General features: G+C 41.9%; 11 protein-coding genes. 10 read left to right on the forward strand and 1 reads right to left on the reverse strand.

The genetic code is table 11. The features are described from left to right. Positions 1 to 338 precede the first annotated feature (338 nt). Positions 339 to 1271 carry a helix-turn-helix transcriptional regulator gene (locus tag ACH2DQ_RS20660; protein WP_394914179.1) on the reverse strand — a complete coding sequence of 311 codons (933 nt, stop codon included), beginning with the start codon at positions 1269 to 1271 and terminating at the stop codon, positions 339 to 341. Positions 1272 to 1388: 117 nt separating this feature from the next. Here ACH2DQ_RS20660 and ACH2DQ_RS20665 point away from each other — a divergent pair, with 117 nt between their 5' ends. The 10 genes from ACH2DQ_RS20665 (at position 1389) to kdpB (ending at position 11886) form a co-directional block, all read left to right on the forward strand. Then, the gene (locus ACH2DQ_RS20665) at positions 1389 to 1880 is read left to right on the forward strand and encodes a cysteine hydrolase family protein (protein WP_394914180.1); all 492 of its coding nucleotides are present in this window, start codon (positions 1389 to 1391) and stop codon (positions 1878 to 1880) included. Between the two features lie 204 nt (positions 1881 to 2084). Beyond that, on the forward strand, positions 2085 to 2249 hold the full coding sequence (locus tag ACH2DQ_RS20670; RefSeq protein ID WP_394914181.1) for a DUF255 domain-containing protein: 165 nt from the start codon (positions 2085 to 2087) through the stop codon (positions 2247 to 2249). A gap of 38 nt (positions 2250 to 2287) precedes the next feature. Continuing rightward, positions 2288 to 4129, forward strand: a complete 1842-nt coding sequence (locus ACH2DQ_RS20675; protein ID WP_394914182.1) for a thioredoxin domain-containing protein — start codon at positions 2288 to 2290, stop codon at positions 4127 to 4129. Positions 4130 to 4228: 99 nt separating this feature from the next. Continuing rightward, a complete protein-coding gene (locus ACH2DQ_RS20680) occupies positions 4229 to 4942 on the forward strand; it encodes a response regulator transcription factor (RefSeq protein WP_394914183.1) in 714 nt (237 codons plus the stop codon). After that, positions 4939 to 5877: a sensor histidine kinase gene (locus tag ACH2DQ_RS20685; RefSeq protein WP_394914184.1), complete on the forward strand. Its 939-nt coding sequence runs from the start codon at positions 4939 to 4941 to the stop codon at positions 5875 to 5877. The genes ACH2DQ_RS20680 and ACH2DQ_RS20685 overlap by 4 nt, the downstream gene beginning before the upstream one ends. A 179-nt stretch (positions 5878 to 6056) precedes the next feature. After that, positions 6057 to 6977, forward strand: coding sequence for an ABC transporter ATP-binding protein (locus tag ACH2DQ_RS20690; RefSeq protein ID WP_394914185.1), 921 nt, complete (start codon positions 6057 to 6059; stop codon positions 6975 to 6977). Further along, positions 6970 to 7674: an ABC transporter permease gene (locus ACH2DQ_RS20695; RefSeq protein WP_394914186.1), complete on the forward strand. Its 705-nt coding sequence runs from the start codon at positions 6970 to 6972 to the stop codon at positions 7672 to 7674. The genes ACH2DQ_RS20690 and ACH2DQ_RS20695 overlap by 8 nt, the downstream gene beginning before the upstream one ends. Positions 7675 to 7980: 306 nt before the next feature. After that, positions 7981 to 8058: a K(+)-transporting ATPase subunit F gene (kdpF, locus tag ACH2DQ_RS20700; protein WP_394914204.1), complete on the forward strand. Its 78-nt coding sequence runs from the start codon at positions 7981 to 7983 to the stop codon at positions 8056 to 8058. A 35-nt stretch (positions 8059 to 8093) separates the two neighbouring features. Continuing rightward, positions 8094 to 9809 carry a potassium-transporting ATPase subunit KdpA gene (gene kdpA, locus ACH2DQ_RS20705; RefSeq protein WP_394914187.1) on the forward strand — a complete coding sequence of 572 codons (1716 nt, stop codon included), beginning with the start codon at positions 8094 to 8096 and terminating at the stop codon, positions 9807 to 9809. Positions 9810 to 9831: 22 nt separating this feature from the next. Further along, positions 9832 to 11886, forward strand: a complete 2055-nt coding sequence (kdpB, locus tag ACH2DQ_RS20710; RefSeq protein WP_394914188.1) for a potassium-transporting ATPase subunit KdpB — start codon at positions 9832 to 9834, stop codon at positions 11884 to 11886. Positions 11887 to 12157 lie beyond the last annotated feature (271 nt).

Below are 12157 nucleotides of genomic sequence, written 5' to 3' on the forward strand. Positions count from 1 at the left end.
GTTTTTTGGCGGATAGTATTCGACTGGCTCCCATCGGATACTAAGCGGGCACTGAGCTGCGAAATGCATCAGGATTTCGGAGCGAATGCCCGCGTGCCGCCAAAAAGCGCTTCGGGAAGGTTAGAAAATGCCAGTTCTGCGTTGAGCCTTCCAAACCCCTCTCCTGGTCCGCCCCCTTCTCTTTCTGTACACCACCTCCATCTACAAAGCGTCTTTACTCAGCAAAACCCAAATATAATGTTATTAATAGCCTCATTATAAAGCGTTTGCTCTATAATCCGCCCTGTCAGTAATTGGAATGGAGATTTTTCAAGTTACAAGGGAAAATTGTTGATGAATTAACTTTTGTAAATGGCAGCTATATCACATATTCTGCGTTTCATCTCTGAACGGACATGTAACGGCTCTAAACACTCACATTTATCCCCAAAACAGAATAGAATATGATAATGGTATTCGTTCTCTATGAAAGGAAAACGAACAATAAAATGTTCCTCACCATCCGGGGAAAAGTCTTCATAAGTACAATATTCAAGAACCCGGTCTGTGATTGATTTATGAATCCGGAGTTTGATTCTTATTTGCATAGATGCAAGCATTTTCGTAAAATCTAACTGGGGTTTTTGATAATCTCTTGGGGTAAATAATTCCTCCAGCATTTGCAGATTTGATATGCGGGAGAGCCTGAATAAGCGAAAGTCATTTCTTTTACGGCAATACCCCTGAAAATACCAATTACTTCCTTTCAATACAAGCTGATAAGGCTCTGCTGTCCGTGCAGTCTTATTTCTGTAGCGGTCTGCGTATTCAAAGGAAAGCAGTTTATTTTCCTGTAGAGCTGTTTTGATAATTTCTAAATAGGGCTGTATGTTCCGGCTGCCCATCCACGGACTTAAGTCTATATGTATTTGATTTGCTTTTAAATCAATGTCTTGCGCTCTGTCGGCAGGGATAAAACTCTTGACTTTTGCAAGAGCATTTACCAGTTCATTCCCCCCGATCATGCTGGAAAGACTGGAAAGCCCCATGAGGATCGCGGAAAGGTCTGTAGAGGAAAAGACCGTTCTGTCAATCTTGTATTGGGGCATGATTTCAAAACCGCCGCCCACTCCCGATGCCCCCCGGACAGGAATACCTGCCATATTGATGGCGTCTATGTCGCGGTAAATTGTGCGTGTCGAAACTTCAAACATTTCTGCTAACTCCTGTGCTCCTATACGCTTTTTATCAAGGAGTATCATAATAATGCTGACAAGTCTGTCAACTTTCATCTTATAGCCGCCTTTCAAAATTTCTTTTCATTATAGATTGCTGCCATACAGATGTCAACAATTATAAGGTATAATGAAAAAGCAAACATATTAATCGATCTATCAGGAGGAAGCACCATGCAGAAAAAAGCATTAGTAATCATCGATATCCAGAATGACATAACCAAGAATTACCGGGATGTTATTGGCAATATTAATCAAGCGATTGATTGGGCAGTCAAGAATAATATTCATGTTATTTATATAAGGCATGAAAATTTATCAGCCGGCACTAGAACGTTTAAACCGAATACATATGGGGCTGAATTAGCACCGGATTTGAACATGGTGTCAAAATATGTTTTTACGAAAAGCAAAGGAAATGCATTAAGCTGTGAAGAATTTACAGACTTTATCCAAAATAATGAAATATGTGATTTCTACATAGCAGGAGCAGATGCTGCCGCCTGTGTTAAATCAACCTGCTACAACTTACGTAAAGCGGATTATGGCGTGCAGGTTCTGTCTGACTGCATTACCAGTTATAATAAAAAGAAGATAGACGAGATGCTGTGTTATTATGAAAGTAAAGGGTGTAAAAATATTTGTTTGAATGATCTGTTAAATTAAGCTTTTTCCATATGAACCGGACAGTACGGCGGGCGTCTATGCCCGCCGTTTTACCCTTTACATAACAATTTTAAAAAGTATAATTTGATACAGAGAGGGAGATGATAAACACGTAATTATAAACACGTAAATATCAAATTTTGACAATTAGAGAATGTTTCTGTGAGATATGTGCATTCTCTTTTTTTGAAAGGAGGTGGTCTTGTGGACAATCAAAAAAATATACCCAATAGGTTAATCAAAGAAAAGTCACCATATCTGCTGCAGCATGGGAATAATCCGGTTCAGTGGTATCCGTGGAGTGAGGAAGCCTTTGAGAAAGCAAAGCTTGAGGATAAGCCTGTTTTCCTATCTATTGGGTATAGCTGACCTGTCTGCAATGATGTACTTGCCACTGGTGTCATGTGATGGCACATGAATCATTTGAAAATGATAAAATTGCAGAGATTTTAAATCAGAATTATATCGCAGTAAAAGTAGACCGGGAGGAAAGACCGGATGTGGACAGCGTCTATATGTCTGTCTGTCAGGCAATGACCGGACAGGGAGGCTGGCCGCTGACCATTATTATGACTCCGGAGTGCAAGCCGTTTTTTGCAGGAACATATCTGCCGCCGAAAGCCAGATATGGAATGACGGGGCTGGATGAATTGCTGAAAATGATTGCTGACAGATGGAAGAACGAGAAAAACCGTCTGCTGCAGGCAGGTGATGAAATCCTGCATTTTTTAAAAGAGCAGAACAAGGTGGCTCTTCAGGGAGAACCGGATAAAAAATTGGTGAAAGAGGGATTTGCCCAGTTTCTGGAACGGTTTGATCCGAAATATGGCGGATTTGGCAGTGCACCAAAGTTTCCCACACCGCATAATCTGTTATTTTTGATGGAATATGGGAAAAAAGAGAAAAAGGAAGAAGCCCTTAAAATGGTGGAAAAAACCTTGAGCCAGATGTATCGGGGCGGGATTTTTGATCATGTGGGCGGTGGGTTTTCCAGGTATTCCACAGATGAAAAATGGCTGGTACCACATTTTGAGAAGATGCTCTATGACAATGCTCTTTTGACAATTGCATATCTGGAAGCATATACCATAACGGGCAAAGACCTGTACCTTTTTGTGGCTGAGCGGACTCTGCAGTATGTAGAGGCAGAGCTTACGGATGAAAAGGGTGGATTTTACTGCGGACAGGATGCAGACAGCGATGGGGTGGAGGGCAGGTACTATGTGTTTGATCCCGATGAAATAAAAGAATATCTGGGAGATTATGACGGGGAGTATTTTTGCAGCTGGTATGATATTACTTACCATGGAAATTTTGAAGGAAAATCCATTCCAAACCTGATTGATAATCCCCGTTTTGAAGAAAGAAACAGCCGGATTGCCAAAATCAATCATGCTCTTACCCCCATTCGAAAAAAGCGCGCCAGCCTTCATAAGGATGACAAGATTCTGCTTTCCTGGAATGGACTGATGATAGCCGCATTTGCAAAAGCATATGCAGTGACGGGCGAGGAATACTATCTGAAAACTGCTTTGAAAGCGGAACAGTTTATCACCCAGAAACTGGTGAAAAAAGGGAAGCTCCTGGTACGTTACCGGGATGGAGAATCTGCAGGAGAAGGGAAAATAGATGACTATGCATTTTACTGCTATGCACTTCTGATGCTATACCGTGTCACTTACCGGGTTGATTTTCTGGAAAAGGCGCTGTCTTTTGGTAATGATATGACGGATCAGTTTTTCGATATGGAAAACGGTGGTTTTTATATTTATGCAAGAGACGCCCAGAAGTTGATTGTACGTTCTAAAGAAATTTATGACGGGGCAGTTCCCTCTGGTAATTCCGTTGCTGCCTTTGTGCTGTACAAATTAGCCCAGTTAACCGGAGAAGAAAAGTGGCAGGAGTTATTCCACAAACAGATCCGCTTTCTGGCGGGAAATATTGCAGATTACCCATCTGCATACAGCTTTACCCTGCTGGCGATGATGCAGGTACTGTATCCATCCAGGGAACTGATCTGCCTTGAACCCAACGAGGAAGAGATAGAAGAACTTCGGTGTCTTGGAGAACGGGACAGTAATCTTGCCATTGTAGTAAAGACAAAAGAAAATGCCGACCGACTGAAAAAAGCCGCTCCCTTTACGGAAGCATATGGGATCATACCCGGAAAGCGGCAATTTTATCTGTGTACCCAAAACAGATGCCAGGCACCTGTGGACAGCTTAAAAGCAATAGCAGATATTTTATAAATGGGTACATTTTCCCCACATATCTGTTATAATATTTCATGAGTGATTTACAGATAGTTTTTTAAGAGACGTACTGACAGCGTTCATGGGAGGATCAATATGAAGTTTTCAATTTTAATTGTAGAGGACGAAACAGATATCAGGGAGATGATAGAGGAAGCACTTACCCAGCCGGAATATACCATTTATACAGCCGGAGACGGACAGGAAGCATTGGAATTCTTAAGAGAAAATGATTTTATTGATTTAATCATTCTGGATCTGATGCTTCCTAAAGTAAATGGAATGACGGTGCTTAAAAAGGTCCGGGAACGAAATACGGTTCCGATTTTAATTCTATCGGCAAAGGACGGCGAATTTGAAAAGGTGCTGGGACTGGAGTACGGGGCGGATGATTATATTACAAAGCCTTTCTCTGTTATGGAATTACAGGCAAGGGTTAAAGCTTTTCTGCGGCGTACCAGCATTTACCACACGAAAGCTGAAAATCGTGAATCCAGAATTACTATTGGAGACCTGACCATAGAAACGGAGGATCTGGTGGTAAAAAAGAGAGGAGTTCCCATCAGTCTGACTGCTAAAGAATTTGACATATTGAAATTATTTGCCAATCACCCGGAGAAGGTATATACCAAGGTATCCATATACCAGGAGGTTTGGGATGATGAATTTCTGCATGATGATAATGTCATCAATGTGACGATTCGCAGACTCCGGGAAAAAATCGAGGATCAGCCATCCGATCCACGATACATAAAAACGGTTTGGGGGATTGGTTATAAACTGGGAACTCCGGTGGAGGGTGCAAAATGACTATCATTTTACTGAGCATTGTTTGTGCTGTTCTGGCTGTTGGATTTCTGATTGTACTAACGAAATATATCAGCCAGTCCAGGCAGTTACATAAAATAACAGGTGAAATATCAGGGTTTTTGGAAAATGATACCGTGGATACCCTGCTTGCACTTTCCGATGAAAAGGAAATACAGGAGCTGCTGGTTCAGGTAAATGTCCTTTTCGAGCATCAGAGAGAATTGGAAAAGGAACGGAAAAAGCAGGAGGACAGCAACCGTAAAATGCTGGCGAATATTTCCCATGATCTGAAAACCCCATTGACGGTCATTCTGGGGTATTCGGAAATGATACGGAACCAGGAAGGGATTTCCTTAGATTCCATACAGCAAAAGGTGGAAAAGATATACCGAAAAACGACAGATGTATTAGAAATGATCAATATCTTTTTTGATCTGGTGAAAATCGAATCGGGTGAACTGGCACTGGAGATGCAGACGCTGGATCTGTGCGAAAATGCCAGAAATGAGATACTGAATTATTATGATATGCTACAGGAAGGCGGATTCCAGGTGGAAATTGATATCCCGGAGGATGAAATTCCGGTGGATGCAGACAAGCAGGCGGTGAAACGGATATTGGCAAATCTGATACAAAATGCCATAAAATATGGAGCGGACGGCAGATACCTGAGACTTGGCATCACACAGAGAGGAGATGATGTGCTGATTCAGGTGGAAGACCGGGGAAAAGGAATTATTGAAGACAGCCAGGATAAAATTTTCGAACGCCTGGTTACCCTGGAGGACTCCCGGAATAAAAAGTATCAGGGCAGCGGTCTGGGCCTTACGATTACAAAACGGCTGGTTGAGGCGATGGGAGGAAATATCAGGGTAAAAAGCATGCCATTTGTAAAAACGGTATTTACGGTATCGCTGCCCCACTCACATTTTTGAAAGTAATTCTTTTAAAAGGATTATGTAAGGAATTTGTAATCAATGGAAAATATATTCCGATATAATAACATTCAGATAGAACAAAACCGGGTTATGTAACGAGTACTCGTACATATACCAAAAGAGGGGCGGGAGAAATATAAATTTCAAACACGCTTCGGAAAAATGGAGAGGACAATATGTCGGATATAATTATATTAGAAGATGTAACGAAATCGTATAAGGGAACAGAAGTAGTAAAAAATGTTTCCATGCGTGTAAAACAGGGAGAAATTTATGGGTTTTTAGGACCAAATGGTGCCGGAAAAACAACCATTATGAAAATGATTCTGAATCTGGCAAAACCCGATATGGGAAACATCCGGGTCTGCGGTGAAGTCATACTAAAGGACTCTTACGAGTATTTGAGAAATATCGGAAGCATTATTGAATATCCGGTATTCTATGAAAAGCTGACCGCATGGAAGAACCTGAAGCTGCACTGCAATTACATGGGCTTTTATGACAAGAAAAGAATCCGGGAAGTACTGGATATGGTGGATTTAAAAGGGATAGATAACAAACCCGTGGGAGAGTTTTCCCTGGGGATGAAGCAGCGTCTGGGGATTGCAAGAGCTATGATTACGAATCCAAAGCTATTAATCCTGGATGAGCCGATTAACGGTCTGGATCCCATTGGAATTAAGCAGATCAGGCAGCTTTTAGTGAAATTAAAGGCATCCTATGGAACCACTATATTGATTTCCAGCCATATTATTGCGGAGATTGAGCAGCTTGCGGACACCATTGGGGTGATTGATAAGGGAATTCTTACCAAAGAGGTATCCATGTCGGAGATCCAGCACGATTCCTTACAATATCTGGAGATCGAAGTAAATGATATCCACAGGGCAGCTACCATTCTGGACAATGCCTTTGATCATTTGAATTTTAAAATTATCTCTGATAACAGGCTCAGAATCTATGATACTGACTTGCAGGCAGAGATCAGCAAGGAGCTTGTCATGTCAGGCGTGGGTATTCTGAATATGATCTATAAGAATGATACGCTGGAAGATTATTTTATTCACACAATTATGGGAGGACAAGAAAATGATTAAGCTGATAAAACTGGAATTTGAAAAAGAAAAGATGGGCGGGAGCCTGTTAGCCAGCGTGATTATCTTAATCAGCTGCATATTGCTTGCACTGTTGGGCAGCATACTGGAAGAGGAAGCAAGTATCGGAAGTGCAGAGGACCTCCTTATGTTCGGATCCTTAATTTTACGCGTATGTTTTGGAATCTTTGCAGGGGTTCTGATCTCAAAACTGATCATTGCAGAATTTCGCAATAAGACTATAAATACCTTGTTTACGTATCCCGTATCCAGGAAAAAAATAATAGCCAGCAAGCTTTTGATCGTATTTACCTGTACTTTTATTGTGATTGTACTAGCTGATCTTTTATTTGGCACGTCCCTTTTTCTGATCAATCTCTTTCTGCCGCTGACGCCGGATAAAATTCTGATGTCCACCGTGATTGGACGGATTCCGGATATATTATTCGGGGCATTTATGACTGCGGGACTAAGCCTGGTTTCCTTATATTTTGGAATGAAGAAAAAATCCACATCCTCCACCATTGTGGCGGCAGTAGTCATTAATATTCTGATCAATTCCAATATTAATGTCACGGGAGGAAGCAGTGGAATCAATGCGAACCTGTTTATGATTCCGATTGTCCCCATTCTGTTTTGTCTGGCGGGGATTGCAATTGCTTATCTCTCTTACCGGGATATAGAAAAAATGGATTTATAATACAATAAAATGCAGGCAGTCGTCAGATTTAGACGGCTGCCTGTTTTTTTGCGTTGATTTTAATGCCATTTTAATGCGAACACGGATATAGTTTAACACCACTTTTAACCGATACATGTTAGGATGTTATCAGTTTAACAGCTCAGAGAAAAGAAGGAGGAGAAAAAGATGATGGACATTATCATGGTTGGCGTACTGGTGCTCTGTTTTGTGCTTGTGAAGCTGTTTACCGACTGGTGTGAGTCCCAGGTAAAAACGGGCAAAAAATAATCCAGGACAATGTATAGAAAAAGATGGAGGTATGCTATGTTATTTTTAGGTATCATCATAGCGGCGTTAGCGGTATATCTGGTTTATGCGTTAATAAATCCGGAAAAATTATAAGAAAAATCTAAAATTTGATTTTCAGGAGGGTAACAATGTTACAGATATTATTGACTCTGGCGATCTTTTTGATACTGGTCATTCCAATGGGAAACTATATGTATCACATCGCCACGAAGCAGAAAACATTTGCAGATCCTGTATTTAACAGGGTGGATAACTGTATTTATAAAATTTGCAGGATTGAACGGCAGGGTATGAACTGGAAACAGTATGCGTTAAATCTGATTTTGGCAAATGCAGTTATGATATTTGTGGGTTATTTGATCTTAAGGCTGCAGGGAGTACTGATGGGGAATCCAAACGGGATCGGCGGTATGGAAGCAAGCCTGAGCTTTAACACTATTATCAGTTTCATGACGAATACAAACCTGCAGCATTATTCCGGTGAATCCGGACTGTCTTATTTAAGCCAGATGCTGGTTATTATATTTATGATGTTTACATCAGCAGCTTCTGGTTATGCAGCGTGCATGGCATTCTGCAGAGGATTGGCTGGAAAAGGAAAAGACCTTGGGAATTACTACGAAGATATGGTGCGTATTACCACCAGAATTTTAATTCCTTTTTCATTTTTAGTAGCACTGCTTTTGATCAGCCAGGGAACACCCCAGACGCTCCAGGCAAACCAGACAGTGCAGACGATCGAAGGAAAGCTGCAGGATATCGCAATGGGACCGGTGGCAGCACTGGAATCCATCAAACATCTGGGTACCAACGGAGGCGGTTTCTTTGGAGCCAATTCCACTACGCCGTTTGAGAATCCCACAGTTATTTCTGATATTGCAGAACTGATCTCGATGATGATTCTTCCGGGTGCCTGTGTGGTGACCTTTGGTAAGATGATGCATGAAAGAAAAAGCAAGAAAGAGAAAAAAGACAGACTTCCAATGATTGGAAGACAGGGAAGAGTGATCTTTGGAGCAATGTCCATTATCTTTATGATAGGACTTACTCTTTGCTTCTTCTCAGAACAGGCAGGTAACCCGGCACTGGAACAGGCAGGATTGAACCAGGATATGGGAAGCATGGAAGGAAAAGAAGTACGGTTTGGTATAGCACAGTCCGCTTTATTTACCACCGTAACTACATCCTTTACAACCGGTACGGTTAACAATATGCACGATACGCTGACCCCGCTTGGCGGGATGGTACCTTTGTTACATATGATGCTTAACTGTGTATTCGGCGGTAAGGGCGTTGGACTTATGAATATGATTATGTACGCAATACTGGCGGTTTTCTTATGTGGACTGATGATCGGAAGGACGCCGGAATATCTGGGGAAGAAGATCGAAGGAAAAGAAATGAAGCTGGTAGCTCTGGTGCTGATTGTGCATCCATTGCTGATTCTGGGATTTTCCGCACTGGCTGTTTCCACTACGGCAGGACTTGCGGGCATTACCAACCCGGGATTCCATGGGCTGAGCCAGGTACTGTATGAGTATTCTTCTTCCGCCGCGAACAATGGTTCCGGTTTTGAAGGGCTTGCGGATAATACCGTATTCTGGAATGTGACTGCCGGACTCGCCATGTTCTTCGGACGCTATCTGGCAATTATCGCACAGCTGGCAATAGCCGGTTCCCTGTTTGCAAAAAAACGGGTAAATGAAACGATTGGTACGCTGCGTACCGACAATGTGATTTTTACGATTATATTAGTATTTGTTGTATATATCTTTGCCGCATTGACGTTCTTCCCGGCATTAGCACTGGGACCCATTGCGGAACATCTGACATTATGGTTTTAGAAAAGAATGAGAGGTTAGAAAAATGTCAAAGGAAAACAAAAAAAAGTTCATCACAAAGGACATTTTAAAAAGTTCCATTGCCGGAGCGTTTAAAAAGCTGGATCCCAGATATATGATGAAAAACCCGGTTATGTTTGTAGTGGAGGTAGGTTTTTGTATCACACTGCTGCTGACAATCTGGCCTACTGTTTTTGGAGATCAGGCGGAGTTAAGGGCATATAACGGGATTGTCACACTGATTTTATTTATTACCATTTTATTTGCCAACTTTGCAGAATCGGTTGCAGAGGGGCGCGGCAAAGCGCAGGCGGAAACGCTGAAGAAAACAAAGCAGGATACGAAAGCAAGATTATTGCTGGCCGGAGGAAGCGAGCGTCAGGTCAATGCTTCTGAATTAAAAAAAGGTGATATTGTACTGGTGAGAAACGGAGAGCTGATCCCAAATGACGGAGAAGTCATAGAAGGGGTTGCATCCGTGGATGAATCCGCAATTACCGGAGAATCGGCACCGGTTACCAGAGAGTCCGGCGGAGATTTCTCATCTGTAACGGGAGGAACAACGGTAGTCAGCGACTGGCTGAAGATTCGAATAACATCTTCTCCCGGAGAATCCTTCCTGGATAAAATGATCGCACTGGTAGAAGGTGCTTCCAGGCAGAAGACACCTAATGAAATTGCATTGAACACCCTGTTAGTGGGGCTGACCATCATTTTTATGATCGTAATTGTATGTTTATATCCATTTGCCAGGTATTCAGGAGCAGCCATCCCGATTTCAACGATGATCGCATTAATGGTCTGCCTGATTCCCACAACGATAGGAGGCTTATTATCAGCCATCGGAATAGCAGGTATGGACCGTGTAACCAGATTTAATGTAATTGCCATGTCCGGTAAAGCCGTCGAAGCATGCGGTGATGTTGATACCATGATATTGGATAAGACGGGAACCATTACCTTTGGTAACCGCCTTGCAGCAGATTTTTTCCCGGTAAAGGGTATTGATAAAGAAGATCTGGTGGATTACAGTGTGATGTGTTCCTTAAGTGATGCAACGCCGGAAGGAAAATCCATTGTAGAGCTTGGCAGGACACTGGATTCTAAGATAAAGGCTAATATGGCTGATCAGATGGAATTTATAGAATTTACGGCACAGACAAAGATGAGCGGTGTAAACCTTGCAGATGGAACAAAGGTAAGAAAAGGCGCTTATGATGCAATGATTCAGTATGTAAGAGAAGCCCATGGAGTCGTTCCGGATGATCTGGAGAGTATCGTATCAAAGGTATCAGGACTTGGGGGAACTCCTCTGGTTGTGTGTGCAAAAAATGTGATCTACGGTGTTATCTATCTGAAAGATACCGTAAAACCGGGATTGGTAGAGCGGTTTGAGCGTTTGCGTGAAATTGGAATCAAAACGGTTATGTGTACCGGTGACAATCCCCTGACAGCAGCTACAATAGCAAAAGAGGCCGGCGTGGATGAATTCATCGCAGAATGCAAGCCCGAGGATAAAATTGAGGAAATCAAAAAAGAACAGGCACAGGGAAAGATTGTTGCCATGACAGGAGACGGTACCAACGATGCTCCGGCACTGGCGCAGGCAAATGTAGGAATCGCCATGAACAGCGGTACATCAGCAGCAAAAGAAGCAGCCAATATGGTGGATCTGGATTCCGATCCTACTAAGATTCTGGAAGTGGTTGAGATTGGAAAGCAGCTTCTGATTACAAGAGGTTCCCTGACCACATTCAGTATAGCAAATGATGTGGCGAAATATTTTGCCATTATCCCCGCTATGTTTACCCTTGTAATTCCACAGATGGAACTGCTGAATATTATGAAACTGGCAACACCATTCAGTGCAATTTTATCTGCCCTGATCTTTAATGCAATCATTATTCCATGCCTTATTCCGATTGCTATGCGGGGAGTAAAATACAAACCGATGAGATCAGAGAAAATGCTTTTAAAGAATATGTCCATCTATGGTATTGGCGGAGTGATTGTTCCCTTCTTGGGAATTAAGCTGATTGATTTAATAATCTCCCCGGCGCTTTCCCTTTTGGGATTATAACAACCCACTAGTGATAACAGTAAAATAAATATGGAAATGAAGCCGCACTGTAAATCTTTCAACCAGGTTTAAATGTGGTAATATAACAGGGAAAATTTAAATGAGTAATAGGAAATGAATTATCTGAAAGAAAATTATAATATAGAAAGGAAGCCACGGTGAGATTTTTTCAACTTGTTTTATTGTGGCAGTATTGCAGGTAAGCCTGCAGTATGCAATGGGTATAAAAATGAAATCATTTATAAAAATGCTGAAACAATCTTTTTTTTTG

The sequence above is a fragment of the Robinsoniella sp. genome, assembly GCF_034124845.1.

Coding starts and splice junctions, on each gene's coding strand:
- kdpB (WP_394914188.1), top strand. CDS start 9,832: ATGTCAAAGGAAAACAAAAAAAAGTTCATCACAAAGGACATTTTAAAA.
- ACH2DQ_RS20690 (WP_394914185.1), top strand. CDS start 6,057: ATGTCGGATATAATTATATTAGAAGATGTAACGAAATCGTATAAGGGA.
- kdpA (WP_394914187.1), top strand. CDS start 8,094: ATGTTACAGATATTATTGACTCTGGCGATCTTTTTGATACTGGTCATT.
- ACH2DQ_RS20695 (WP_394914186.1), top strand. CDS start 6,970: ATGATTAAGCTGATAAAACTGGAATTTGAAAAAGAAAAGATGGGCGGG.
- ACH2DQ_RS20675 (WP_394914182.1), top strand. CDS start 2,288: ATGGCACATGAATCATTTGAAAATGATAAAATTGCAGAGATTTTAAAT.
- ACH2DQ_RS20685 (WP_394914184.1), top strand. CDS start 4,939: ATGACTATCATTTTACTGAGCATTGTTTGTGCTGTTCTGGCTGTTGGA.
- ACH2DQ_RS20665 (WP_394914180.1), top strand. CDS start 1,389: ATGCAGAAAAAAGCATTAGTAATCATCGATATCCAGAATGACATAACC.
- kdpF (WP_394914204.1), top strand. CDS start 7,981: ATGTTATTTTTAGGTATCATCATAGCGGCGTTAGCGGTATATCTGGTT.
- ACH2DQ_RS20680 (WP_394914183.1), top strand. CDS start 4,229: ATGAAGTTTTCAATTTTAATTGTAGAGGACGAAACAGATATCAGGGAG.
- ACH2DQ_RS20660 (WP_394914179.1), bottom strand. CDS start 1,271: ATGAAAGTTGACAGACTTGTCAGCATTATTATGATACTCCTTGATAAA.